General features: G+C 56.9%; 23 protein-coding genes and 4 tRNA genes. 19 read left to right on the top strand and 8 right to left on the bottom strand.

From position 1 onward, the window contains the following. From wzxE to ACMWJS_RS20200, 9 genes are all read left to right on the top strand, one after another. Positions 1-1,251 carry a lipid III flippase WzxE gene (gene wzxE / locus ACMWJS_RS20240; RefSeq protein ID WP_063622985.1) on the top strand — a complete coding sequence of 417 codons (1,251 nt, stop codon included), beginning with the start codon at positions 1-3 and terminating at the stop codon, positions 1,249-1,251. Then, positions 1,248-2,327, top strand: coding sequence for a TDP-N-acetylfucosamine:lipid II N-acetylfucosaminyltransferase (locus ACMWJS_RS20235; protein ID WP_111968120.1), 1,080 nt, complete (start codon positions 1,248-1,250; stop codon positions 2,325-2,327). The genes wzxE and ACMWJS_RS20235 overlap by 4 nt, the downstream gene beginning before the upstream one ends. Further along, positions 2,324-3,676, top strand: coding sequence for an ECA oligosaccharide polymerase (wzyE, locus tag ACMWJS_RS20230; RefSeq protein WP_048030792.1), 1,353 nt, complete (start codon positions 2,324-2,326; stop codon positions 3,674-3,676). The genes ACMWJS_RS20235 and wzyE overlap by 4 nt, the downstream gene beginning before the upstream one ends. 12 nt (positions 3,677-3,688) lie before the next feature. Continuing rightward, positions 3,689-4,429, top strand: a complete 741-nt coding sequence (gene wecG, locus ACMWJS_RS20225) for a lipopolysaccharide N-acetylmannosaminouronosyltransferase (RefSeq protein ID WP_048226905.1) — start codon at positions 3,689-3,691, stop codon at positions 4,427-4,429. Between the two features lie 197 nt (positions 4,430-4,626). Beyond that, complete coding sequence (gene thrP, locus ACMWJS_RS20220) at positions 4,627-6,012, top strand: bifunctional threonine/serine APC transporter ThrP (RefSeq protein WP_045909233.1); 1,386 nt, start codon at positions 4,627-4,629, stop codon at positions 6,010-6,012. A gap of 102 nt (positions 6,013-6,114) precedes the next feature. Continuing rightward, a tRNA-Arg gene (locus tag ACMWJS_RS20215) sits at positions 6,115-6,191 on the top strand. 67 nt (positions 6,192-6,258) lie between these two features. Beyond that, positions 6,259-6,334 (top strand) — tRNA-His (locus tag ACMWJS_RS20210). 21 nt (positions 6,335-6,355) lie between these two features. Continuing rightward, positions 6,356-6,441 (top strand) — tRNA-Leu (locus tag ACMWJS_RS20205). Between the two features lie 46 nt (positions 6,442-6,487). After that, positions 6,488-6,564, top strand: a tRNA-Pro gene (locus tag ACMWJS_RS20200). Positions 6,565-7,069: 505 nt separating this feature from the next. Here the strand turns inward: ACMWJS_RS20200 and ACMWJS_RS20195 are convergent. From ACMWJS_RS20195 to hemC, 5 genes are all read right to left on the bottom strand, one after another. Beyond that, on the bottom strand, positions 7,070-8,281 hold the full coding sequence (locus ACMWJS_RS20195) for an MFS transporter (protein WP_414747475.1): 1,212 nt from the start codon (positions 8,279-8,281) through the stop codon (positions 7,070-7,072). A 172-nt stretch (positions 8,282-8,453) separates the two neighbouring features. Next, positions 8,454-9,653, bottom strand: a complete 1,200-nt coding sequence (gene hemY / locus ACMWJS_RS20190; protein WP_008501551.1) for a protoheme IX biogenesis protein HemY — start codon at positions 9,651-9,653, stop codon at positions 8,454-8,456. 2 nt (positions 9,654-9,655) lie between these two features. Beyond that, the gene (gene hemX / locus ACMWJS_RS20185; RefSeq protein WP_414747474.1) at positions 9,656-10,852 is read right to left on the bottom strand and encodes a uroporphyrinogen-III C-methyltransferase; all 1,197 of its coding nucleotides are present in this window, start codon (positions 10,850-10,852) and stop codon (positions 9,656-9,658) included. 20 nt (positions 10,853-10,872) lie between these two features. Further along, the gene (gene hemD, locus ACMWJS_RS20180; RefSeq protein ID WP_414747473.1) at positions 10,873-11,613 is read right to left on the bottom strand and encodes a uroporphyrinogen-III synthase; all 741 of its coding nucleotides are present in this window, start codon (positions 11,611-11,613) and stop codon (positions 10,873-10,875) included. Further along, positions 11,610-12,551 carry a hydroxymethylbilane synthase gene (gene hemC / locus ACMWJS_RS20175; RefSeq protein WP_164712111.1) on the bottom strand — a complete coding sequence of 314 codons (942 nt, stop codon included), beginning with the start codon at positions 12,549-12,551 and terminating at the stop codon, positions 11,610-11,612. The genes hemD and hemC overlap by 4 nt, the downstream gene beginning before the upstream one ends. A gap of 349 nt (positions 12,552-12,900) precedes the next feature. On the opposite strand from hemC, the gene cyaA reads away from it, so the two are divergent. Next, positions 12,901-15,444 (top strand): class I adenylate cyclase, encoded by a 2,544-nt coding sequence (gene cyaA, locus ACMWJS_RS20170; RefSeq protein WP_045909229.1) that lies wholly within the window; start codon positions 12,901-12,903, stop codon positions 15,442-15,444. Positions 15,445-15,535: 91 nt separating this feature from the next. Here cyaA and cyaY read toward each other — a convergent pair whose 3' ends face one another. Continuing rightward, positions 15,536-15,856 (bottom strand): iron donor protein CyaY, encoded by a 321-nt coding sequence (gene cyaY, locus ACMWJS_RS20165; protein WP_045909228.1) that lies wholly within the window; start codon positions 15,854-15,856, stop codon positions 15,536-15,538. 135 nt (positions 15,857-15,991) lie between these two features. Between cyaY and lptM the strand changes: the two genes are divergently transcribed. The 8 genes from lptM to corA all read left to right on the top strand — a co-directional run bounded on the left by lptM (position 15,992) and on the right by corA (position 22,920). After that, the gene (gene lptM / locus ACMWJS_RS20160; RefSeq protein ID WP_032646076.1) at positions 15,992-16,195 is read left to right on the top strand and encodes an LPS translocon maturation chaperone LptM; all 204 of its coding nucleotides are present in this window, start codon (positions 15,992-15,994) and stop codon (positions 16,193-16,195) included. 35 nt (positions 16,196-16,230) lie between these two features. Continuing rightward, positions 16,231-17,055 (top strand): diaminopimelate epimerase, encoded by an 825-nt coding sequence (gene dapF / locus ACMWJS_RS20155; protein ID WP_008501545.1) that lies wholly within the window; start codon positions 16,231-16,233, stop codon positions 17,053-17,055. Continuing rightward, positions 17,052-17,759 (top strand): DUF484 domain-containing protein, encoded by a 708-nt coding sequence (locus ACMWJS_RS20150; RefSeq protein ID WP_032646075.1) that lies wholly within the window; start codon positions 17,052-17,054, stop codon positions 17,757-17,759. Before dapF ends, ACMWJS_RS20150 begins: the two co-directional genes overlap by 4 nt. After that, the gene (gene xerC / locus ACMWJS_RS20145) at positions 17,756-18,658 is read left to right on the top strand and encodes a tyrosine recombinase XerC (protein WP_024907983.1); all 903 of its coding nucleotides are present in this window, start codon (positions 17,756-17,758) and stop codon (positions 18,656-18,658) included. The genes ACMWJS_RS20150 and xerC overlap by 4 nt, the downstream gene beginning before the upstream one ends. After that, positions 18,658-19,374 carry a 5-amino-6-(5-phospho-D-ribitylamino)uracil phosphatase YigB gene (yigB, locus tag ACMWJS_RS20140; RefSeq protein WP_045909227.1) on the top strand — a complete coding sequence of 239 codons (717 nt, stop codon included), beginning with the start codon at positions 18,658-18,660 and terminating at the stop codon, positions 19,372-19,374. The genes xerC and yigB overlap by 1 nt, the downstream gene beginning before the upstream one ends. A 76-nt stretch (positions 19,375-19,450) precedes the next feature. Beyond that, positions 19,451-21,613 (top strand): DNA helicase II, encoded by a 2,163-nt coding sequence (gene uvrD / locus ACMWJS_RS20135; RefSeq protein ID WP_023333805.1) that lies wholly within the window; start codon positions 19,451-19,453, stop codon positions 21,611-21,613. A 149-nt stretch (positions 21,614-21,762) separates the two neighbouring features. Further along, entirely contained in the window at positions 21,763-21,819 is a 57-nt protein-coding gene (gene ysgD, locus ACMWJS_RS20130) for a YsgD/CorL family protein (RefSeq protein ID WP_212743980.1), read from the top strand. A 150-nt stretch (positions 21,820-21,969) separates the two neighbouring features. Further along, complete coding sequence (corA, locus tag ACMWJS_RS20125) at positions 21,970-22,920, top strand: magnesium/cobalt transporter CorA (RefSeq protein WP_008501540.1); 951 nt, start codon at positions 21,970-21,972, stop codon at positions 22,918-22,920. 84 nt (positions 22,921-23,004) lie between these two features. Here corA and rarD read toward each other — a convergent pair whose 3' ends face one another. Continuing rightward, positions 23,005-23,901, bottom strand: a complete 897-nt coding sequence (rarD, locus tag ACMWJS_RS20120) for an EamA family transporter RarD (RefSeq protein WP_045909225.1) — start codon at positions 23,899-23,901, stop codon at positions 23,005-23,007. A 51-nt stretch (positions 23,902-23,952) separates the two neighbouring features. Continuing rightward, positions 23,953-24,420, bottom strand: a complete 468-nt coding sequence (gene yigI, locus ACMWJS_RS20115) for an acyl-CoA thioesterase YigI (RefSeq protein ID WP_008501538.1) — start codon at positions 24,418-24,420, stop codon at positions 23,953-23,955. A 163-nt stretch (positions 24,421-24,583) separates the two neighbouring features. On the opposite strand from yigI, the gene pldA reads away from it, so the two are divergent. Continuing rightward, complete coding sequence (gene pldA / locus ACMWJS_RS20110; RefSeq protein ID WP_023615553.1) at positions 24,584-25,453, top strand: phospholipase A; 870 nt, start codon at positions 24,584-24,586, stop codon at positions 25,451-25,453. Positions 25,454-25,506: the final 53 nt, after the last annotated feature.

Below are 25,506 nucleotides of genomic sequence, written 5' to 3'. Positions count from 1 at the left end.
ATGTCTCTGGCAAAAGCATCGGTGTGGACCGCCGCGTCCACGCTTGTAAAAATTGGCGCCGGGCTGCTGGTCGTCAAGCTGCTGGCTGTCTCATTTGGCCCCTCTGGCGTGGGGCTGGCGGGTAATTTCCGCCAGCTTGTCACCGTCCTTGGGGTGCTGGCCGGTGCCGGTATCTTCAACGGCGTGACCAAATACGTTGCGCAGTATCATGATGATGCGGCCCAGCTTCGCAGGGTCGTGGGCACCTCCTCGGCGATGGTCACGGGTTTTTCGACCCTGATGGCGATTATCTTTCTGCTGGCGGCGGCGCCCATCAGCCAGGGATTATTCGGTCACACCCACTATCAGGGGCTGGTGCGTCTGGTCGCATTGGTTCAGATGGGGATTGCCTGGGCTAACCTGCTGCTGGCGCTGATGAAAGGGTTTCGTGATGCGGCCGGGAACGCGATTGCGTTAATCCTGGGCAGCGTTATCGGCGTGATTGCCTATTATTTCTGCTATCGCCTGGGGGGCTACGAAGGCGCACTGCTGGGGCTGGCGCTGGTTCCGGCGCTGGTGGTTGTGCCTGCGGCATTTATGCTGATGCGTCGGGGCGTCATCCCCCTGAGCTACCTCAAACCGCAATGGGATAAAGTGCTTGCCAGCCAGCTGGGTAAATTTACCCTGATGGCGCTTATCACCTCCGTCACGCTGCCGGTGGCCTACGTGATGATGCGTAACCTGCTGGCGGCGCATTATAGCTGGGATGAAGTAGGGATCTGGCAGGGCGTAAGCAGTATTTCCGACGCCTATCTCCAGTTTATTACGGCATCCTTTAGCGTTTATTTGCTGCCAACCTTATCGCGTTTGACCTCCAGACAGGATATTACGCGTGAGATTTTCCGGTCGCTGCGCTTTGTATTGCCGGCGGTTGCGGCTGCCAGCTTTACCGTCTGGCTATTGCGCGATGTCGCCATCTGGCTGCTGTTTTCGGCGAAGTTCATCGCCATGCGCGATCTCTTTGCCTGGCAACTGGTGGGTGATGTACTGAAAGTGGGGGCTTACGTTTTCGGCTATCTGGTGATAGCAAAAGCCTCCCTGCGGCTGTATATCCTTGCGGAAATTAGCCAGTTTGCATTACTGACCTCGTTCTCGCACTGGCTGATACCCGCGCACGGCGCGCTGGGGGCGGCTCAGGCCTACATGGCAACCTATATCGTTTATTTCGCCGCCTGTTGCGGTGTATTTTTATTGTGGCGTAAACGCGCATGACTGCACTGATTCACATCCTGGGATCGGATATCCCACACCATAACCAGACCGTTTTGCGGTTCTTCAACGACGAGCTGGCATCCGGGGATCCTGATGCGCGTGAGTTTATGGTTGCAGGTCAGGATAAGGGCCTGAGCGAGGCGTTTCCGGCGCTGACGATTCGCTTCTGGCCAGATAAGGCCACGCTGGCAAAGGCGGTCGTTGCCAGGGCGAAAGCCGACCGCGAGCAACGATTCTTCTTCCACGGGCAGTTTAACACCGGCCTGTGGCTGGCGCTTCTCAGCGGAGGGATTAAACCCTCCCAGTGCAGCTGGCATATCTGGGGAGCCGATCTTTATGAAGTCTCCCGCGGCTGGAAATTCCGTCTTTTCTATCCATTGCGCCGCATGGCGCAGGGGCGCGTGGGCTGCGTTTTTGCTACCCGCGGCGATCTCAACTATTTTGCTAAACAGCACCCCAACGTGCGCGGCGAGTTGCTTTATTTCCCCACCCGCATGGATCCGGCGCTGAACGCCATGGCCAATGACGCTGTGCGTGAAGGCAAGCTGACGATCCTGGTGGGGAATTCCGGCGATCGCAGTAACGAACATGTCGCGGCGCTCAGGGCGGTGCATCAGCAGTTTGGCGACACGGTGAACGTGGTGGTGCCGATGGGCTATCCCGCCAACAACGACGCTTATATTGACGAGGTTCGCCAGCAGGGACTGGCGCTGTTTAGCGCAGAAAATCTGCACATCCTCAGCGATAAGCTGGAATTTGAGGAATATCTCGCGCTGCTGAGAAAATGCGATCTCGGCTATTTCATCTTTGCCCGACAGCAGGGAATTGGCACACTGTGTCTGCTGATTCAGGCGGGGGTACCGTGCGTGCTCAACCGCGACAACCCGTTCTGGCAGGACATGGCCGAGCAGCATATTCCGGTGCTGTTTACCTCAGACACGCTGAACGTCGAGGTGGTACGTGAAGCTCAACGTCAGCTCACGCTGGTGGATAAAAACAGCATCGATTTTTTCAGCCCGAATTACCTCACGCCGTGGCACCGCGCGCTGCGTATCGCTTCAGGAGACAAAGCATGAGTCAGTTGCAATTCAGCGGCTTACTGGTTGTCTGGCTTCTGAGCGCCCTGTTTATCGCCACGCTCACCTGGTTTGAATTCCGCCGGGTGCGCTTCAACTTTAACGTCTTCTTCTCGTTACTGTTCCTGCTGACGTTCTTTTTCGGCTTCCCGCTCACCAGCATTCTGGTCTTCCGTTTTGACGTGAGCGTCGCGCCGCCGGACATTCTGCTCCAGGCGCTTCTGGCGGCGACCTGCTTCTATGCGGTCTACTACGTCACCTATAAAACGCGTCTGCGTTCAGCACAGACAGCTGCCCCGCGTCGGGCGCTCTTTACCATGAATAGGGTGGAAACCCACCTTACATGGGTGATGCTGATGACCATCGCCCTGGTCAGCGTTGGCATCTTCTTCATGCATAACGGCTTCCTGCTGTTTAAGCTCCACTCCTACAGCCAGATTTTTTCGGCCGAGGTTTCGGGCGTGGCGCTTAAGCGTTTCTTCTACTTCTTCATCCCGGCGATGCTGGTGATCTTCTTCCTGCGCCAGGACAGCAAAGCGTGGCTGTTCTTCCTGGTGAGTACCGTCGCGTTTGGCATCCTGACCTACATGATTGTGGGCGGCACGCGCGCGAACATTATCATCGCCTTCGCCATCTTCCTGTTTATCGGCATCATCCGCGGCTGGATCTCGCTGTGGATGCTGGTTGCGGCAGGCGTGTTTGGCATCGTGGGGATGTTCTGGCTGGCGCTGAAGCGGTACGGAATGAACGTGGCGGGTGATGAGGCGTTTTATACGTTCCTCTACCTCACGCGCGATACGTTCTCGCCGTGGGAAAACCTGGCATTGCTGCTGCAAAACTACGACAAGATTGATTTCCAGGGGCTGGCACCGATTGTTCGCGACTTCTACGTCTTTATCCCTTCCTGGCTATGGCCGGATCGCCCTGGTGTGGTGCTCAATACCGCGAACTATTTTACCTGGGAAGTGCTGAACAACCATTCCGGTCTGGCAATTTCACCCACGCTGATCGGTTCCCTGGTGGTGATGGGCGGGGCGTGGTTCATTCTGCCCGGGGCGGTTGCCGTGGGGCTGATTATCAAGTGGTTCGACTGGCTTTACGTGCGTGGCAACGAAGAGACCAACCGCTATAAAGCGGCCATTTTGCACAGTTTCTGCTTTGGTGCCATTTTCAATATGATCGTTCTGGCGCGCGAAGGGCTGGACTCGTTCGTTTCGCGCGTAGTGTTCTTCATGGTTGTTTTCGGCGTCTGCCTGTTACTGGCCAAACTGTTGTACTGGCTGTTTGACAGCGCCGGGCTTGTGCACAAGCGCGAGCGGCAGGGCAGCACAACGCTGTCGCAAGTCTGAGTAAGGATAGTAATGACTGATAGAATTTCTGCACCGCGCTATGCGCTACGTGGCCTGCAGCTTATTGGCTGGCGCGACATGCAGCACGCGCTGGACTTTCTGTTCGCCGACGGCCAGATGAAATCCGGTACGCTGGTGGCCATCAACGCGGAAAAAATGCTGGCGGTTGAGGATAACGCGGAAGTCAAAAGCCTGATTGAAGCGGCCGAGTTTAAATACGCGGACGGGATCAGCGTGGTCCGCTCTATCCGTAAAAAGTATCCTGACGCTAATGTTTCCCGCGTGGCGGGGGCCGATCTCTGGGAGCAGCTTATGGCCCGCGCAGGCGCGCAGGGTACGCCCGTGTTCCTGATTGGCGGGAAGCCGGAGATACTGGCCCAGACGGAGGAGAAACTGCGTCGTCAATGGAATGTTAATATTGTCGGCAGCCAGGATGGTTACTTCAAACCGGAAGATCGGCAGACGCTGTTTGAGCGCGTCCGTGACAGCGGGGCAAAGATTGTCACCGTGGCGATGGGGTCCCCGCGCCAGGAGATCCTGATGCGTGACTGCCGCCTGGTCTGCCCGGATGCCCTCTACATGGGCGTAGGGGGTACGTACGACGTCTTTACCGGCCACGTTAAGCGTGCGCCAACGGTCTGGCAATATCTTGGGCTGGAGTGGTTGTATCGTCTGCTATCGCAACCGACACGCATTAAACGACAGATCCGTCTGCTTCGCTACCTCGTCTGGCATTACACCGGAAAAATGTAATCAAAATGTAGCGCGATATGCTATTCGCGCTGCAACTCGCCTGCAAAACTGCTGATAATCTGTGCAATGCATTCATTTTTTTAATGCATCGTTTGCCATTTGGCAGATTTTAAGAAACCATTCGCTCCGTATTTTAGTCCCCCTAAAAAACAATACCCGGTCTTAAGCCGGGAAACAGCAAACACAATCGAGGAGCTATGGCAGAGAAAAAACCGGAGCTGCAGCGTGGGCTGGAAGCTCGTCATATTGAACTGATAGCGCTGGGCGGCACTATCGGCGTGGGCCTGTTTATGGGCTCCGCAAGCACGCTCAAGTGGGCAGGCCCTTCCGTATTACTGGCGTACATTATCGCCGGGCTGTTTGTTTTCTTCATCATGCGTTCCATGGGCGAAATGCTCTTCCTGGAGCCGGTAACCGGCTCTTTCGCCGTTTACGCGCATCGTTATATGAGCCCGTTCTTCGGCTACCTGACGGCCTGGTCATACTGGTTTATGTGGATGGCGGTGGGCATCTCCGAGATCACCGCGATAGGGGTCTACGTCCAGTTCTGGTTCCCGGATATGGCTCAGTGGATACCCGCACTCATTGCCGTGGGGCTGGTGGCGCTGGCAAACCTGGCCGCCGTGCGTCTTTACGGTGAGATCGAGTTCTGGTTTGCGATGATCAAAGTCACCACCATCATCGTGATGATTGTCGTCGGCCTGGGCGTGATTTTCTTCGGCTTTGGCAACGGTGGACATGCTATCGGCTTTGGTAACCTGACCGAAAACGGCGGCTTCTTTGCCGGCGGCTGGAAGGGCTTCCTGACGGCGCTGTGTATCGTTGTAGCGTCGTACCAGGGCGTAGAGCTGATCGGTATTACCGCCGGTGAAGCGAAAAATCCACAGGTCACGCTGCGTAGCGCGGTGGGCAAAGTGCTGTGGCGCATCCTGATTTTCTATGTGGGCGCCATCTTCGTTATCGTGACCATCTTCCCGTGGAACGAAATAGGCTCGACGGGCAGCCCGTTTGTTTTAACCTTCGCCAAAATTGGTATCACGGCGGCGGCGGGCATCATCAACTTTGTGGTCCTGACGGCCGCGTTGTCAGGCTGTAACAGTGGGATGTACAGCTGTGGGCGTATGCTCTATGCGCTCTCGAAGAATAACCAGCTGCCTGCGGCAATGAGTAAAGTGTCACGTGCCGGGGTGCCGGTGGCGGGCGTGGCGGTCTCCATTGCAATCCTGCTGATTGGATCTTGCCTGAATTACATCATTCCTAATCCGCAGCGGGTGTTCGTTTACGTCTACAGTGCCAGCGTCCTGCCGGGCATGGTGCCGTGGTTTGTTATTCTCATCAGCCAGCTGCGTTTCCGTCATGCGCATAAAAAGGCGATTGAAAGCCATCCGTTCCGTTCAATTCTGTTCCCCTATGCGAACTATTTGACGATGGCGTTCCTGATTTGCGTATTAATCGGAATGTACTTTAATGAAGATACCCGCATGTCGCTGTTTGTCGGGGTGATCTTCCTGGCCGCCGTGACGGCTGCCTATAAGCTTTTTGGCCTGGGTCGCCGTGCCACCACGCAGAAAGTGGAGGAATAAGCGGCAAAATGTGCAAACCATAACCAAACGCGCATTTTTTTCAAAAAAGCACTAGACAGCGGGGACGGAGGTACGTAATATCCAGCCCCGCAACGGCGCTAAGCGCCCGTAGCTCAGCTGGATAGAGCGCTGCCCTCCGGAGGCAGAGGTCTCAGGTTCGAATCCTGTCGGGCGCGCCATTTTAGTCCCGGCGCTAGAGCTGCGGTGGTCTGAGAAGTAGTCAGTACCGCGTGAAAGAATACAGTGGTGGCTATAGCTCAGTTGGTAGAGCCCTGGATTGTGATTCCAGTTGTCGTGGGTTCGAATCCCATTAGCCACCCCATTATTGAAAGAGTTGTGAATTGCGAAGGTGGCGGAATTGGTAGACGCGCTAGCTTCAGGTGTTAGTGTCCTTAGGATGTGGGGGTTCGAGTCCCCCCCCTCGCACCACGACTTTTTAAATGAATTGAACTAAAAATTCAAAAAAGCAGTACATCGGCGAGTAGCGCAGCTTGGTAGCGCAACTGGTTTGGGACCAGTGGGTCGGAGGTTCGAATCCTCTCTCGCCGACCAATTTTGAACCCCGCTTCGGCGGGGTTTTTTGTTTTCTGCCATTTTCATCCCTGTAGTGATTCCCCGACAGCGTCCGGTTTCATTGTCGCGATTCAGCGACATACAATCCATTGAAAATAAAACAATTATTCATACTTCCATTTTGCTGTCTCCTCCTGGCGACAGAATTCTGTCCTTACCGATACATTGTGGGGCTTAAGACGGCGCTTAACAGCATAATTTCCTTTTATCTTAAAATGTTGCGTCATGTAAACGTTTTGGGTGCGAACCTGGCACGTTACGTGCAATAATATGCGTGTAGATGCTCATTCCATCTCTTATGTTCGCCTTCGTGCCTCATAAACTCCGGAATGACGCAGAGCCATTTACGGTGCTTATCGTCCACTGACAGATGTCGCTTCGGCCTCATCAGACACCATGGACATAACGTTGAGTGAAGCACCAAATATGTTGTCTTACAGACCTGTTTTAACGCCTGCTTTTATAGCAGGCGTTTTTTTATGCCTTATTCCCGATACCGGCGCACGATCAGGGCAACCATCACCAGGGCCGTTGACGAGACGGCATAGAGTGCCGTTACTGAGCCAAACCCGGCAGCCACTGCCGCAGCGATGCCGGTGAAAAGAGAGGCGCTGAGCGTTTGCCAGCGCCAGGCTTTCCCACTGGCTGAAGCGGTTTGCGTGAGATGAAAACTACTGAGTACCCCAAACGTCCCGGCTGCGAAGAGAATATTCGAGGCCAGATGTGCGATAAAAATCGCCCCCAGTGCACATGCCATCCATCCGGACAACAACGGTAGCGTTCCATAAGCGGCCAGAAAGATGCCGAGACAAACGATGATGCGCGGCGTGTGAGCGGCAAAACGCGTCAGGCTCTCTTTCTTTAGCAGCATGGGACCGCAAAGCTGACCCATGCTTCTTGCGAAAAGCAGCGGCAGAGCAAGGCCCGCGGCATCCTGTGGATGGATTTGCTGTGCCAGCGCCGGAAGCAGCGCCATAGCCGGTGAGCCGACGGCCGCCAGCGACGGCAGAAGGAGCAGACTGCGTTTCTGCCGAACGGTCAACGTCCGCCAGCGTAATGCCGCAGGGGCTTCCTCTTCCCCGGAGGACGGGAGTGATGGCGCAGAAAACCGGCGTCCAGCCAGCCATAGCATGAGCAGTGACCCAAGAAAGCTGGCGGCATCAATGGCCAGCAGGCTAAACACGGACGTCTTCTGGAACAGCACCACGCCCAGGCCAGTCCCTAACAATACCTGCGAAGCAAAAATCACATTTTCCAGACAGGTCGCAGCAGGCAGCTCTGCTTCGCTAAGTCCGCGCTTAAAGAGCAACGTCAGCGCGGGCCAGCTCATCCCGCTGAGCAGCGCTTCTGTGGATTGTACGGCGAGTAATGCGGCAACGCTGTGATAACCCACACCAAGCAGGGGAAAGAGCAGGGCGAGCAGGCCCAGCCCTTCGGTCAGTATCAGCAGGGATATCGGAGACCAGCGTGAGCATAGTTTTTCGCCGATCGTACTGCCGATAAATCCCGGTACCGTCGCGAAAAGAAAAGCAAGGGTGAGCAGAGCGGGCGGAGCTGACCACGCTAACAGCAAGCCGAAGACCACAACCTGGGTTAAGCCATTCCCCAGCGAAGAAAAGATAAAAGCACAGGCAAGCAGGCGCAGCCAGCGGTGGCAGCGCAGCGCTTTAATTAGCGCATATAAAAGCGAGTTCATGACGATTTCCTTTCAAAAACGATTTAGTCCACGCTGCAGCAAGTGCGCGTGTGTGAAAAAAAGTTAATGAAAAGACATCGTTACATTGGCGGGTTCGTTTGCAGATGCGGGTGTAAAGAATGTAGCAGGAGAAAGACGATAAAAAAAGGAGGCCATCTGGCCTCCTGATGAATTACTGCTGCGTACCGTTATTTTGCAGCGTCAGCAACAGCCCATCACGGCGCATGGCGGCCGCCTCTTCCGGCTTATGCTGCTTGTCCAGCGTATCGGCAAGCCATGCGTAGTCGAAGGCATCCGGACGCTGCTTGAGTGCGGCGCGGAAGGCGAGGCTCGCCTCCTGCCATTCGCCGTGCTTCATCAACGACTGACCGAGCGTGCTCCACAGCAGCGGGCGATCGCCAACGGTTTTAATCTGCTGACGCAGCACTTTTTCGATTTGCTCAGGATTGTTGGTTTTCAGGCGCGGGATCACCATCACCAGGCGATCGTCGTACTGGCGCTTCAGACCGTCGAGGAGGATCTCCTGAGCTGTGTCGTGATCGTCACACTCGATGAGATGTTCTGCCATCGCCACCTGCAGAGGAACCTGCTGGCGCGTTTTACGGCTCTGATTCTTCCACCAGGTTTTCAGACCGTCGCTGCCCAGGTCAGCGCGCGCCTGATCCATCAGGCCTATCCACGCCAGACGCTGAAGCTCGTCACGATGTTCATCGTCGCCCACCTCGGCCTTCGCCATCGATGGGATGATGTCCAGCAGTGAGCCCCAGGCGCCGGTACGAATATAGGCCTGCTCGGCAAGACGCAGCACTTCCGGATGACGCGGCGCGACTTCCAGCAGACGGTCGATACCGTGGCGAGCCGCGTGATTCTCATTGCGTGCCAGCTGCAGACGAACGCGCGTGATTTCCACCGGAATCGGGTCGCCGTGAGCCAGCTCAGCCGCTCGCTCCAGGTGCTGATTAGCGCGGGCTTCGTCACCGCGCTGCTGCGCTGCTTCGGCCGCCAGCAGATAGTTCACCACCGGCTGTTCGGCGTGGTCGGCGTTTTTCGACATCAGCTTTTCAACCTGCTGATAGTCACCCTCTGCGAGCTTAAGCAGCGCCTGCTCGGTCTGTTTACGGGCGCGGCGGCGCTTACGGCCAACGAACCAGCCGCGGGTATGGGCACCGGTACGGAAAATACGGCGCAGGATCCACTCGATCGCAAACAGCACCACCACGCCGAGGATCAGAATGATCGTCAGACCCGTTACGCTGGTTTCAATGTTGTAGTTATCGGTCTGGATCAGGACGTAACCCTGATGACCCGCAAGCATAGGCCCCAGGACGATCCCGGCGATCAGCAGGATGAAGAGTAAGAGGACTTTTAGCATCATTACTCTCCCTGCGGTGCGCTTTCAGGCGCAGGAGTCGTAGCTGGAGCCGCTCCGCCCGTTTGCTCAGCCGGAACGCCCGGCTGTGCCAGCAGGTTTCGTACGCGCGTCTGCATCAGTTTCTCCAGAATCGGCTGGCTGGCCAGCTTATCCGGCACGTTCATGGTGATGTTCTGCTGGCTGAGCTTATCAATGTCTTCGAGGAAGGCGGTGGTCGTCGCATCATCGGTGTTGTAGTAGGCGCGTACCCACGTTGAGACGTTATCCAGCGCCTGTTTGTAGGTCTCTTCCTGATGACGCGGCACGGCCTGGGCAGCGACCAGCAGGCGGGAACGAATGTTCTCGCGCAGATAGATGTCCTGGTTCGGGGCGAGCAGCGGTACGGCAGTTTCGTCGCGACGGCGGACAGTGATAAAGCTGTCCATAAAGTTCTGCCAGCTTTTTTGCAGGTTAATGCGCCATTCGCTCAGGGAGCTCGAAAGCTCGGTACCGTCGGAATCCATCGGGGAGTCGTCGTCGTTATTATCCGCCAGCTGCAGGTTATCAATCTGATTCGACAGCTGATTCACTTTAAGGATAATGCCGTCGTAATCCACCTGCGAGACGGCGGAGAGGCTGGCGATGTCTTCGGTAATCGCGCGACGGGCGGTAATAAGGCTTGGGTCGTTCATGTCCGCCAGGCTTGCATCGGCGCTTTTCAGCAGCGCGGCAGCGGTGGTGACGTCCTGATCGCTCCAGAGCTTACGTCCGGCGAGCTTCACCAGGAAGTCAGCCTGCGAGAGCAGCCAGGTTTTGGCATCGGTGCCGGAAATGGTGGCGACTTTCTGCTGTACTTCACCCAGCTGTTTGGTCAGCTCTTCCTGTTTGCTGTTCGCTTCGGCGAGCGCCGCGGCCTGCTGCTTAATCACGGCTTCCAGCTCGGTTTTCTGCGTCTCCTGCTCTTTTTGCAGGGCCGTGAGCTGATTCACCAGCGCATCGCTGGTGGACGTCTGGTTAGCGCTCTGTTGCTTCACCAGCCCGTACAGGCCAACCCCCGCTGCCAGCGCAATGGCGATGGCAATCGCGCTCAGCGTGAGGCTTGTTTTGTTGCTGCCGTTTTTCTTCTCAGCGGTTTTCTCAGTCGTCTCTGGCTGTGGCGTCGTCTCCACAGTCTCCCTGGTCTCTTCAACCACGGCGGAGGATTTGTCGTGTTCCGTCATTATGGCTTCCCATTTGAGAGTTATTGTAATGCGCGCAGCAGCGCATCGTTGTCGGCGTTATCAGCGATCCGAATATCCTGCCAGCCCAGTTCCCGGGCCTGGTTCGCCAGACGCTCACTGACGACCAGAAGCCGACAGCGGAGTAACCAGTTTTCGCGATACCAAAGCGGTATTAGCGTCCAAAGCTGTTGTAACATTTCACCGCTGGTGACCACCAGCGTATTGATGCCTCGCGCGTGCCAGCGCATCGCCTCTTCCGCACCATCGTAGTGTTTTGCACAGCGCTGATAGCACTCAACGAACGTCACGTTCGCACCACGTTCACGCAGCGTTTCGCCCAGCAGCTCGCGGCCCCCATTGCCGCGCAAAATGAGCGCACGCTTGCCGGCAACAGTTTGTAATTCAGGTAATTGTAGCAAGACTTCACTGATTTCCCGATCTAACGGGTAACGAACGTCCGCGCTGCTTACGGTATGCAGTGCCAGTGCCGTAGTACGGCCAATCGCGAAATAGCGGGGGGCGGTTGGCCAGGCCAGTCCCTGCTGCTGCAGCTGTGCGTGGGCAAATTCCACGGCATGCTGCGACAGCGCAAACAGCAGGTCACCGTCCTGAAGGGCATTCATCTGGTCGGCGAGCGCAGAGAGCTCGCGACCGGGGGAGAATTCAATGAGCGGAAAACTCCAGGCCACCTGCCCCAGTGTGCGCAGACGGCTCACTAACTGCTCTCCTGCGGGAGAAGGGCGGGTGACGAGAATACTCATGCAGGGGGTTCTCCATTGTAAACGTCAGCCAGAATCTCGCGGGCGCCGTTATCCAGCAATTCTTCCGCCAGCGACACGCCAAGCTGCTCGGCATCTTGCGCTTTTCCGCGACGTTCGCCGCGTACCATCTGCGAACCGTCCGGGGCGCCTACCAGCGCACGCAGCCACAGTTCGCCATTCGTCAATTCAGCATAGCTGCCAATCGGAACCTGGCACCCGCCTTCGAGGCGGGTATTCATCGCCCGCTCCGCTTTTACGCGGGTAGCGGTTTCGTCATGATTCAGTGGAGCAAGCAGCGCGCGGGTACGTGCATCGTCCAGGCGGCACTCGATGCCGACAGCACCCTGGCCAACAGCCGGCAGCGACAGCTCTGGCGGCAGCGCCACGCGAATACGTTCCTCCAGCCCCAGACGCTTCAGGCCGGCAACGGCGAGAATAATGGCATCGTAATCGCCGTTATCCAGCTTGCCCAGACGCGTGCCGACGTTACCGCGCAGCGAGCGAATGATCAGATCGGGACGACGCTCCGCCAGCTGACACTGACGGCGTAAACTGGACGTGCCAACCACGCTACCCGCTGGCAGCGCGTCGAGCGAGTCATAGCGGTTAGAGACAAACGCATCGCGCGGATCTTCGCGCTCGCAGATGGTCACCAGCCCCAGCCCCTCCGGGAACTCGACGGGCACGTCTTTCATCGAATGTACGGCGATATCGGCGCGGTTCTCAAGCAATGCCAGTTCCAGTTCTTTGACGAACAGGCCTTTGCCGCCCACTTTCGCCAGCGGCGTATCGAGGATCACGTCACCGCGCGTGACCATCGGCACCAGCTCGACGCGCAATCCGCTGTGGCAGGCTTCCAGGCGCTGCTTCACATAATGTGCCTGCCAGAGCGCGAGAGGGCTTTGGCGTGTGGCAATTCTCAAAACATTGTCTAACATGCTTGTTACCGTCATTATCAATCGCTAACCATCCTAACATTGTTGACTCTGGGATGGCAGTTTTACGGTTGATGAAGCGTGAGAGGGACAAGGCGGCGTATTCGTCAGCCATAGCCGTATTCAGGAATTTACACGTACAGAACGGTGCTACACTTGTATGTAGCGCATCTTTCTTTACGGTCAATCGGCAAGGTGTTAAATTGATCACGTTTTAGACCATTTTTTCGTCGGTACCACCAAAAATGATAAGGGCGAAAAAGGGTAACGGTTATCTTTTTGAAATACTGCGGGTCCGCTGTTACTCGTGTTTTGAATAGCTGCGACACCCGGAAACATCAGGCGATACGTCTTGTACCTCTATATTGAGACTCTGAAACAGAGACTGGATGCCATAAATCAACTGCGTGTGGATCGCGCGCTTGCTGCTATGGGCCCTGCTTTCCAGCAGGTATACAGTCTGCTGCCGACATTATTGCACTATCACCACCCGCTGATGCCTGGCTACCTTGATGGTAACGTTCCCCAGGGCATTTGCCTTTTCACGCCTGATGAAACCCAACAGCATTATTTGAACGAGCTGGAACTCTACCGTGGCATGCCGCCGCAGGAGTCCCCAAAAGGTGAACTGCCGATTACCGGCGTTTACTCAATGGGGAGCACCTCATCGGTAGGGCAAAGCTGTTCTTCGGATCTGGACATCTGGGTCTGCCATCAGTCCTGGCTCGATAACGAAGAGCGTCAGCTGCTGCAGCGTAAATGCAGCCTGCTGGAGAGCTGGGCGGCATCGCTCGGTGTGGAAGTGAGCTTCTTCCTGATTGATGAAAACCGTTTCCGCCATAACGAAAGCGGCAGTCTGGGTGGTGAGGACTGCGGCTCGACCCAGCACATCCTGTTGCTGGATGAATTCTACCGTACTGCTGTGCGTCTGGCCGGGAAGCGTATTCTGTGGAATATGGTCCCGTGCGAAGAAGAAGAGCATTACGATGACTACGTCATGTCGCTTTACGCGCAGGGCGTACTGACGCCAAACGAATGGCTGGACCTCGGCGGTCTCAGCTCTCTGTCTGCGGAAGAGTACTTCGGCGCAAGCCTCTGGCAGCTCTATAAGAGTATCGACTCGCCGTACAAAGCGGTGCTCAAAACGCTGCTGCTTGAAGCCTACTCCTGGGAATACCCGACGCCGCGCCTGCTGGCGAAAGACATCAAGCAGCGACTGCATGATGGGGAAATCGTCTCCTTCGGGCTCGACGCCTACTGCATGATGCTGGAGCGCGTGACCGAATACCTGAAAGCCATTGATGACACCACGCGTCTTGACCTGGTGCGTCGATGTTTCTATCTCAAAGTCTGTGAGAAGTTGAGCCGCGAGCGCGCCTGCGTGGGCTGGCGTCGTGAAGTGGTCAGTCAGTTAGTCAAAGAGTGGGGATGGGACGAAGCGCGTCTGTCCATGCTCGACAACCGGGCCAACTGGAAAATCGATCAGGTGCGTGAAGCGCACAACGAACTGCTCGATGCGATGATGCAAAGCTACCGTAACCTGATCCGCTTTGCGCGCCGTAACAACCTCAGCGTTTCCGCCAGTCCGCAGGACATCGGGGTGTTGACCCGTAAGCTGTACGCCGCGTTTGAAGCGCTGCCGGGTAAAGTCACGCTGGTTAACCCGCAGATTTCGCCTGACCTGTCAGAACCGAACCTGACCTTTATCTATGTGCCGCCGGGCCGCGCGAACCGCACCGGGTGGTATCTGTACAACCGTGCGCCAAGCATGGATTCCATCATCAGCCATCAGCCGCTGGAATATAACCGCTATCTGAACAAGCTGGTGGCCTGGGCCTGGTTTAACGGCCTGCTGACCTCGCGCACGCGCCTGTTTATCAAAGGCAATGAGGTGGTCGATCTCGCTAAGCTGCAGGAGATGGTCGCGGATGTGTCGCACCACTTCCCGCTGCGTCTGCCTGCGCCGACGCCAAAAGCCCTCTACAGCCCGTGCGAGATTCGCCATCTGGCGATCATCGTCAACCTGGAATATGACCCGACGGCGGCCTTCCGCAATCAGGTGGTCCATTTTGACTTCCGCAAGCTGGACGTCTTTAGCTTTGGCGAGCAGCAAAACTGCCTGGTCGGCAGCGTGGACCTGCTCTACCGCAACTCGTGGAACGAAGTGCGTACCCTGCACTTCAACGGCGAGCAGGCGATGATCGAGGCGCTGAAAACCATTCTCGGCAAGATGCACCAGGATGCCGCGCCGCCGGACAGCGTGGAAGTGTTCTGCTACAGCCAGCACCTGCGTGGATTGATTCGTACCCGCGTGCAGCAGCTGGTCTCGGAATGTATCGAACTGCGTCTCTCCAGTACCCGTCAGGAAACCGGGCGCTTTAAGGCGCTGCGCGTCTCCGGCCAGACCTGGGGCCTGTTCTTTGAACGCCTCAACGTGTCGGTACAGAAGCTGGAAAACGCCATCGAATTCTACGGCGCGATTTCGCATAACAAGCTGCATGGCCTGTCGGTGCAGGTGGAAACCAACCACGTTAAGCTTCCGCAGGTGGTGGACGGCTTTGCCAGTGAAGGGATTATTCAGTTCTTCTTTGAAGAGTCGGGTGATAACGCCGGGTTTAACATCTACATTCTGGATGAGACCAACCGCGCCGAGGTGTATCACCACTGTGAAGGCAGTAAAGAAGAGCTGGTGCGCGACGTCAGCCGCTTCTACTCCTCTTCGCATGACCGCTTTACCTACGGCTCAAGCTTTATCAACTTTAACCTGCCGCAGTTCTACCAGATTGTGAACGTCGACGGTCGTACGCAGGTGATTCCGTTCCGCACCCAGGCCGTCACGCCTGCCGCACCTGCGAATCAGGACACCGCGCCGCTGTTGCAGCAGTATTTCTCCTGAGCCTTTTCGCCGGGTGGCGCTTACGCTTACCCGGCCTACGGTTCGAGCCGTTGCAGGCCCGGTAAGGCGTAGCCGCCACCGGGCGAAAAAACTACCTGAAACTCACCGCCTCACCCGCTTGTGCAGTCGCGGCCTGTTCCAGCAGATCCCAGAACGGTACGCCGCTGCGGTCGCAAACCCATTCCCCGTCTTTCAGATCGAAATGATAGCCGCCCTGTTTAGCGGCCAGCCAGACCTGGTGAAGCGGCTCCTGGCGGTTAATAATAATTTTGCTGCCATTTTCGAAGCTCAGGGTCAGGATACCGCCGTTGATTTCACAATCGATATCGCTGTCGCCGTCCCAGTCGTCAATACGCTCTTCGATGGTCATCCACAGGTTGTCGGCAAGGCGATGGAATTCACTGTCGTTCATGGTTTTGTTCCTGTTTTTCGTGATGCCGGCAGTATAACCCTAAATAATTCCCGTTGCAGGAAAGCGGCAAACTCTTGCTTTTGTGTCTTCTCCTGCGATGATAGAAACAGATTTGAACTTACGGGCAACTTTATAATGAAAAACGCTTTCCGAACGCTTGCCGTTCTCATCACGCTGTTTAGCCTGACTGGCTGCGGACTGAAGGGACCACTGTACTTTCCGCCTGCGGATAAAACCGCACCGCCGCCGACGAAACCGGTTAACAGCGGCATTGAGTCTTCCACGCCAAACACTAACGACCGTGGCGACAACGGCGGCCCGACTCAGGTTAATCTCTGACGACAACGTTCTGTACCCGCGCAATGGAGCAAATGATGCAGTTCTCTAAAATGCATGGCCTTGGCAACGATTTTATGGTCGTCGACGCGGTAACGCAGAATGTGTTTTTCTCCCCGGAACTGATCCGTCGTCTGGCGGATCGGCATCTGGGCGTGGGGTTCGATCAGCTGCTGGTGGTTGAGCCGCCGTACGATCCCGACCTCGATTTCCACTACCGTATTTTTAACGCGGACGGCAGCGAAGTGAACCAGTGCGGCAACGGCGCGCGCTGTTTCGCCCGCTTTGTGCGCCTGAAAGGGCTGACCAACAAGCGTGATATTCGCGTCAGCACGGCCAATGGTCGCATGGTGCTCAGCGTCACCGATGATGAGCTGGTGCGCGTGAACATGGGCGAACCTAACTTCGAGCCTTCCGTCGTGCCGTTTCGCGCAAACAAAGCGGAAAAGACCTATATTATGCGGGCGGCCGAGCAGACAGTATTGTGCGGCGTCGTCTCAATGGGTAACCCACACTGCGTGATTCAGGTTGATGATGTGGAAACCGCGGCGGTCGAAACGCTCGGCCCGGTGCTGGAAAGCCACGAACGTTTCCCGGAGCGCGCGAACATCGGTTTTATGCAGGTGGTGAAGCGCGAGCACATTCGTCTGCGGGTTTATGAGCGCGGCGCGGGCGAGACTCAGGCCTGCGGAAGCGGAGCCTGTGCGGCAGTGGCCGTGGGCATCTCCCAGGGGTTACTGGCAGAAGAGGTTCGCGTGGAATTACCGGGCGGTCGGCTTGATATCGCCTGGAAAGGACCGGGTCATCCACTGTATATGACTGGCCCGGCGGCACATGTCTATGACGGGTTTATCCATCTATGAAACAACCAGGGGAAGAACTGCAGGAAACAGTGACGGAACTGGACGACAGAGCTGTTGTTGATTATCTGCTGCGCAATCCTGAGTTTTTTATTCGCAATGCACGCGTCGTCGAAGAGATGCGCGTGCCGCATCCGGTTCGCGGGACCGTGTCGCTGGTGGAATGGCACATGGCGCGCGCGCGCAACCACATCAACCAGCTCGAAGAGAACATGACGCTGCTGATGGAGCAGGCCAGCACCAACGAAAGCCTGTTCTATCGTCTGCTGCATCTGCAGGCGCGTCTGGCGTCGGCGCACAGCCTTGACGAGTTCCTCAGCCGCTTCCACCGCTGGGCGCGCGAGCTGGGGCTGGCGGGCGCAACGATTCGTCTTTTCCCTGACCGCTGGCGTATCGGCGCGCCGTCGGGATTTACCCATCTGGCACTGAGCCGTCAGGCATTTGAGCCGCTGCGCATACAGCGTCTGGGCCATGAACACCACTATCTGGGGCCGCTTAATGGACCTGAGCTGCTGGTGGTGTTGCCGGAGGCCAAAGCGATTGGCTCGGTGGCGATGTCGCTGATGGGGCGCGATGGCGATCTGGGCGTCATCTTATTTACCAGCCGCGACGCGCATCACTATGAGCAGGGGCAAGCCACGCACCTGCTGCAGGAGATCGCCCTGATGCTGCCTGAGCTGCTGGAGCGCTGGATTGAGCGCGTATGACGGACGGACTGCTCGCCACTGACGTCTCGCGCTTTCTGCGCTATCTCGGCGTGGAGCGTCAGCTTAGCCCCATTACGCTGCTTAACTATCAGCGTCAGCTTGATGCCATCATGCAGATTGCCGACGAAATCGGCCTGAAAAGCTGGCAACAATGTGATGCTGCGACGGTACGCGGGTTTGTTGTGCGTAGCCGTAAAAAAAACCTCAGCCCGGCGAGCCTGGCGCTCAGGCTCTCAGCGCTGCGCAGCTTCTTCGACTGGCTGGTCAGCCAGGGGGGCTTAAAAGCCAACCCGGCAAAAGGGATCGCCACGCCGAAGGCGCCGCGCCATCTGCCTAAAAATATTGACGTTGACGACGTAAACCGCCTGCTGGATATCGATCTGAACGATCCGCTGGCCGTGCGCGATCGCGCGATGCTGGAGGTGATGTACGGTGCCGGGCTGCGTCTGTCTGAACTCGTCAACCTTGATCTCAAGCATCTCGATCTGGAATCGGGCGAAGTGTGGGTAATGGGTAAGGGCAGCAAAGAGCGCCGCCTGCCGATTGGCCGCAATGCGGTCTCCTGGATTGAGCACTGGCTTGACCTGCGCGGGCTGTTTGGCTCCGACGAAGATGCGCTGTTCCTGTCGAAACTCGGCAAGCGGATCTCGGCGCGTAACGTGCAGAAGCGCTTTGCGGAGTGGGGCATTAAGCAGGGTCTAAACAGCCACGTGCATCCGCACAAGCTGCGCCACTCCTTTGCAACACATATGCTTGAGTCGAGCGGCGATCTGCGCGGCGTGCAGGAATTGCTCGGCCATGCGAACCTGTCGACCACACAAATTTATACCCACTTAGACTTCCAACACCTTGCCTCGGTGTATGACGCGGCGCATCCACGCGCCAAACGGGGGAAATAATGCGTTTTTACCGCCCACTCGGTCAGATCTCAGCCCTGACGTTTGACCTTGATGACACTCTTTATGACAACCGCGAGGTGATCCTGCGTACCGAGCAGGAGTCTCTGGCGTTTGTGCAGAACTACCATCCCGCGCTGAAGGCGATACAGAACAAGGATTTCCAGAAGCTGCGCCAGTCCCTGCGGGAGACCGAGCCGGACATTTACCACGACGTGACCGAATGGCGTCGTCGCGCGGTTGAGCAGGCGATGCTGAATGTGGGCCTGAGCGCGCAGGATGCCGCCATTGGCGCGGAAGCGGCCATGGAAAACTTCGCCAAATGGCGCAGCCGTATCGACGTGCCGCAGGAAACCCACGACACGCTGGCGAAGCTTGCCGAAAAGTGGCCGCTGGTGGCCATCACCAACGGCAATGCCCAGCCGGAGCTGTTTGGCCTGAGCGATTACTTTGAATTCGTGCTGCGTGCGGGTCCTCACGGGCGCGCGAAGCCGTTCAGTGACATGTACCATCTGGCGGCAGATAAGCTTAACCTGCCGCTGGGTGAGATCCTGCACGTGGGGGATGACCTGACCACAGACGTGGCGGGCGCTATCCGCTGCGGCATGCAGGCCTGCTGGATCAAGCCGGAAAACGCTGACCTGATGATCGCCTCCGATAGCCGTCTTCTGCCGCACGTGGAAATTTCGCGGTTGGCATCCCTCACGACGCTGATATAATCATCAATTGTTCTGTATAAATTAACAGGGTTTTGGCGAATGCGCTTCGCCTGCCCGACATGACGTGACGGTGCCAATGGACGTTTCTTACCTGCTCGACAGCCTTAATGACAAACAGCGTGACGCGGTTGCCGCCTCGCGCACCAACCTGCTGGTGCTGGCTGGAGCGGGCAGTGGTAAGACGCGCGTGCTGGTTCACCGTATCGCCTGGCTGCAGAGCGTGGAAAACTGCTCGCCGTACTCCATCATGGCGGTTACGTTCACCAACAAGGCGGCGGCGGAGATGCGCCACCGCATCGCGCAACTGATGGGCACCAGCCAGGGCGGCATGTGGGTCGGTACCTTCCACGGTCTGGCGCACCGCCTGCTGCGTGCGCACCACATGGACGCCAACCTGCCGCAGGATTTCCAGATCCTCGACAGCGAAGACCAGCTCCGTCTGCTGAAGCGCCTGATCAAGGCGATGAACCTCGATGAGAAGCAGTGGCCGCCGCGTCAGGCGATGTGGTACATCAACGGCCAGAAAGACGAGGGGCTGCGCCCGCACCACATTCAGAGCTTCGGCAACCCGGTCGAGCAGACCTGGCAGAACGTCTATAAGGCCTATCAGGAAGCGTGCGATCGCGCCGGTCTGGTGGATTTTGCCGAGCTGCTGCTGCGCGCCCACGAGCTGTGGCTCAACAAGCCGCACATCCTGCAGCACTACCGTGAACGCTTTACCAATATCCTGGTGGACGAATTCCAGGATACCAACAATATCCAGTACGCATGGATCCGTCTGCTGGCCGGTGATACCGGCAAGGTGATGATCGTGGGCGATGACGACCAGTCGATCTACGGCTGGCGCGGGGCGCAGGTGGAGAACATCCAGCGCTTCCTCAACGATTTTCCCGGCGCGCAAACCATCCGTCTGGAGCAGAACTACCGCTCAACCAGCAACATTCTGAGCGCGGCCAACGCCCTGATTGAGAACAACAACGGGCGTCTGGGTAAAAAGCTGTGGACCGACGGCGTCGATGGCGAACCGATTTCGATTTACTGCGCGTTTAACGAACTCGACGAAGCGCGCTTCGTGGTCAACCGCATCAAAACCTGGCAGGACAACGGCGGCGCGCTGGAGCAGTGCGCCATTCTCTATCGCAGCAACGCCCAGTCGCGCGTGCTGGAAGAGGCGCTGCTGCAGGTGAGCATGCCGTACCGCATTTACGGCGGCATGCGCTTCTTCGAACGTCAGGAAATCAAAGATGCGCTCTCGTATCTGCGTCTGATTGCCAACCGTAACGACGACGCGGCGTTTGAACGCGTTGTGAACACCCCAACCCGCGGGATTGGCGACCGTACGCTGGACGTGGTGCGTCAGGCCTCGCGCGACCGCCAGTTGACGCTGTGGCAGGCGTGCCGCGAGCTGCTGCAGGAAAAGGCCCTTGCCGGACGCGCGGCCAGCGCCCTGCAGCGCTTCCTTGAGCTGATTGACGCCCTGGCGCAGGAAACCGCCGACATGCCGCTGCACGTGCAGACCGATCGGGTGATTAAAGACTCCGGCTTGCGCACCATGTACGAGCAGGAAAAAGGCGAGAAGGGCCAGACCCGTATTGAGAACCTAGAGGAACTGGTCACGGCAACGCGCCAGTTCAGCTACAACGAAGAAGACGAAGACCTGATGCCGCTGCAGGCGTTCCTCTCCCACGCCGCACTGGAAGCGGGCGAAGGGCAGGCGGACACCTGGCAGGATGCGGTTCAGCTCATGACCCTGCACTCCGCCAAAGGCCTCGAATTCCCTCAGGTATTCATTGTTGGCATGGAAGAGGGGATGTTCCCGAGCCAGATGTCGCTGGATGAGGGCGGGCGTCTGGAAGAGGAGCGTCGTCTGGCCTACGTGGGTGTGACGCGCGCGATGCAAAAGCTGACGCTAACCTACGCCGAAACCCGCCGTCTCTACGGTAAAGAGGTCTATCACCGTCCGTCGCGCTTTATCGGTGAACTGCCGGAAGAGTGCGTGGAGGAGGTGCGTCTGCGGGCGAGCATCAGCCGTCCGGTCAGCCATCAGCGCATGGGCTCGCCGATTGCGGAAACCGACACCGGCTACAAGCTGGGCCAGCGCGTGCGCCATTCGAAGTTTGGTGAAGGTACCATTGTGAATCTGGAAGGCAGCGGCGAGCACAGCCGCCTGCAGGTGGCGTTCCAGGGGCAGGGGATTAAATGGCTGGTGGCGGCCTACGCGAAGCTGGAAACAGTCTAACATTCAGAAAAATATCATTATTTTGCAATAATCTGCTAGCCTTATACAGTGAAGGTCAATTAATGCCCTTCAGCGTTCCGTTGCGTGTTGACGCCACAGTTATAGCTGGCGTAACATGCGCGCACGATTACGCTAAGAGGACATTCGCCTTGGACACACCCAGTAGATACTGGCTCAATTCCCTGTCATCCAGGAACAACTCCTAAGGCTATCTCCTCTTGCTGATGGCCTTAGTGGTTGTCAGCGACTGCTCTATTCCCGTCGCGCTGAGTCAGGCTGTTTAATGGTCTGAAACCCAATTTGTTTCTGTGTGCCCACCGAACTGTCCGATATTTTTTGCATTGGGAGTCCCGGTCATGTTGAGCGCATTTCAACTCGAAAATAACCGACTGACTCGGCTTGAAGCCGAAGAGTCACAGCCCCTCATTGATGCCGTATGGGTGGATCTGGTCGAGCCGGACGACGATGAGCGCCTTCGCGTACAATCTGAGCTGGGGCAAAGCCTGGCAACGCGCCCGGAACTGGAAGACATCGAAGCATCCGCCCGTTTTTTTGAAGACGAAGACGGTCTGCATATTCACTCCTTCTTCTTCTTTGAAGATGCCGAAGACCACGCGGGCAACTCCACCGTGGCGTTTACCATTCGCGACGGTCGTCTGTTTACCCTGCGCGAGCGTGAGCTACCGGCATTCCGCCTCTACCGCATGCGCGCCCGCAGCCAGGCGATGGTAGACGGCAACGCGTACGAGCTGCTGCTCGATCTGTTCGAGACCAAAATTGAACAGCTGGCGGACGAAATTGAAAACATCTACAGCGATCTGGAAAAGCTGAGCCGGGTGATCATGGAAGGCCATCAGGGCGACGAATATGACGAAGCGTTGTCCACGCTGGCAGAGCTGGAAGATATCGGCTGGAAGGTGCGTTTGTGTCTGATGGATACCCAGCGCGCGCTGAACTTCCTGGTGCGCAAGGCGCGTCTGCCGGGCGGTCAGCTGGAGCAGGCGCGTGAGATCTTACGAGATATCGAGTCCCTGCTGCCGCACAACGAATCTCTGTTCCAGAAGGTCAACTTCCTGATGCAGGCGGCGATGGGCTTTATCAACATCGAGCAGAACCGCATCATCAAGATCTTCTCGGTGGTGTCCGTGGTGTTCCTGCCGCCGACGCTGGTGGCCTCCAGCTATGGGATGAACTTCGAGTTTATGCCGGAGCTGAAATGGAGCTTTGGTTACCCGGGGGCGATTATCTTTATGATCCTCGCGGGCCTGGCGCCGTATCTGTACTTTAAGCGTCGTAACTGGCTTTGAGAATCCGCCCGGTGGCGCTACGCTTACCGGGCCTACAGATCCTGTAGGCCGGATAAGGCGCAGCCGCCATCCGGCAAAAAGGCACTACAGCCCTTTACGCACTCTGCGTTGGGTATAAATCGCATCCGCAACGAAAATCGCCAGCGCTACCCAGATAAAGGCGAACGTCACCATCTTATCTGCCCCCGGCACTTCGCCGTAGAACACCACTGCCAGCAGGAACATCAGCGTCGGGCCAATATACTGGAAGAAGCCCAGCGTGGAGAGACGCAGGCGCGTCGCTGCACCGGTGAAGCACAGCAGTGGAATGGTAGTTACCACGCCCGCCGCCATCAGCATCAGGTTCAGCGACCACGGGTTGCTGCCCATATGGCTGGTTGGACTGTCGGCGATGCCGAAGAGATAAATCGCCGCCACCGGCAGCAGCCAGAGGGTTTCAAACAGCATCCCCGTCTGCGCTTCCACCGCAATCTTCTTGCGAACCAGGCCGTAGAAGGCAAAGCTGAACGCCAGACCGAGGGCGATAATCGGCAGCGAGCCGAATGTCCACAGCTGCACCAGCACGCCGCAGAAGGCCAGAATCACCGCTAACCACTGCATACGACGGAAGCGTTCGCCGAGGAAAATCATCCCCAGCACAATATTCACCAGCGGATTAATAAAGTACCCCAGGCTCGCCTCGAGCATGTGATGGTTATTCACTGCCCAGATAAACAGCAGCCAGTTACCACCAATCAGCACGGCAGAGAGTGCCAGCAGGAAGATCTTCTTCGGGGTCTGCAGCAGCGTTTTGACGCCCGACCACTGACGGCTGAGGCTCATCAGCGCAATCATAAAGAAGAACGACCAGATGACGCGGTGAGTGAGGATCTCGTCAGCCGGAACGTAGGCGATAAGCTTGAAGTACGCCGGGGCGATACCCCAAATAAAATAAGCGGCAAGGGCGAGTAAAACGCCCTGCCGCGTCTGTTTAGCATCCATCGGGAAAATCCGTTACAAAAAAGTGAATCAATTTTACCCGATTTTGCCGCCTCAACCCACCATATAAGTGGCGGTTGCGCTGGCGATATAAACCTGTTCTTCGTTGTGTAATTCCACGCGCGCCACGGCAACTTTATTCCCTGCGCGCAGCAGGCTGCTGGTACAGGTAAAGCGATTTCCGCGCCCCGGACGAAGATAGTCGACGCGTAAATCAATGGTGCCCATGCGCGCCAGACGCTGGCGAAGCTCGTCTTCGTTAATGGTGTCATGGCGCGTCAGCGTACTGCCCACGCAGACCAGACCTGCCGCCACGTCCAGCGCGGAGGCAATCACCCCGCCGTGCAAAATACTTTGCGCCCAGTTCCCTACCATCATTGGCTGGTTGTTGAAGCTCAGTTGGGCAAAGTCCTTCTCGTAACGCTCCAGCTCCAGTCCCAGCGCGCGGTTAAACGGCATATGGTAAACAAAAATCTCGCCCACGAGTTTTAACACTTCTTCGGCGGTAAGCATGGCTGACATGAGGCATCACATCCTTATTGTTAACGAAATGTTGATTTTATGCCTCAGCAACGAGGAATGCCACTTTCAGAAACGAGGATGCAGCAGTTGTCGCAGAAGTCTGTAGAATGTTCGCCACATAACTATTCAATCAATTTTACTCTTTTGCAGGAGAACACCACCGATGCGGACGTATCTGGCCTGGTTACTGGCGGCGGTTTCGCTGCCCCTCACAGCCTATGCGCAGGAAGCGACAATCAAAGAGGTGCACGATAAGCCTGCCGTTCACGGTAGCATTATCGCGAACCTTCTTCAGGAGCATGACAATCCGTTCACGCTCTATCCGTATGACACTAACTACGTGATTTATACCCAGACCAGCGATCTCAACAAAGAGGCGATAAGCTCCTATAACTGGTCTGATAATGCGCGTAAAGATGAGGTGAAGTTCCAGCTCAGCCTCGCCTTCCCGTTCTGGCGCGGCATTCTGGGGCCGAACTCGGTGTTTGGTGCCTCTTATACGCAGAAGTCCTGGTGGCAGCTCTCAAACAGCGGGGAATCCTCGCCGTTCCGCGAAACCAACTATGAGCCGCAGCTGTTCCTCGGCTTCGCAACGGATTATGAATTTGCTGGCTGGACGCTGCGCGACGTCGAAGTGGGCTTTAACCATGATTCTAACGGGCGTTCCGATCCGACATCCCGTAGCTGGAACCGCGCCTATACGCGCCTGATGGCGCAGAACGGTAACTGGATGGTGGAAGTGAAGCCGTGGTATGTGGTCGGCAGCACGGATGACAACCCGGACATCACCAAATACATGGGCTACTACCAGCTCAAAGTCGGCTACCAGCTAGGTGATGCTGTGCTGAGTGCGAAAGGCCAGTACAACTGGAACACCGGCTACGGCGGTGCGGAAGTGGGCTTAAGCTATCCGGTAAGTAAGCATGTTCGCCTTTATACGCAAGTCTACAGCGGCTACGGCGAGTCGCTTATCGATTATAACTTCAACCAGACCCGCGTCGGCGTGGGCGTGATGCTGAACGATATTCTCTAGGTTGCTCGAATGTTTTTGCGTTAAACGTTGAAGTTTCTCTCTCAGGCGCTGAA

This window comes from Enterobacter sp. HK-058-C-ECC (genome assembly GCF_047531125.1).
GTDB lineage: Bacteria > Pseudomonadota > Gammaproteobacteria > Enterobacterales > Enterobacteriaceae > Enterobacter > Enterobacter quasiroggenkampii.
The sequence above is the reverse complement of the archived record's forward strand: the minus strand, read 5'-3'. Positions and strand labels throughout refer to the sequence as shown.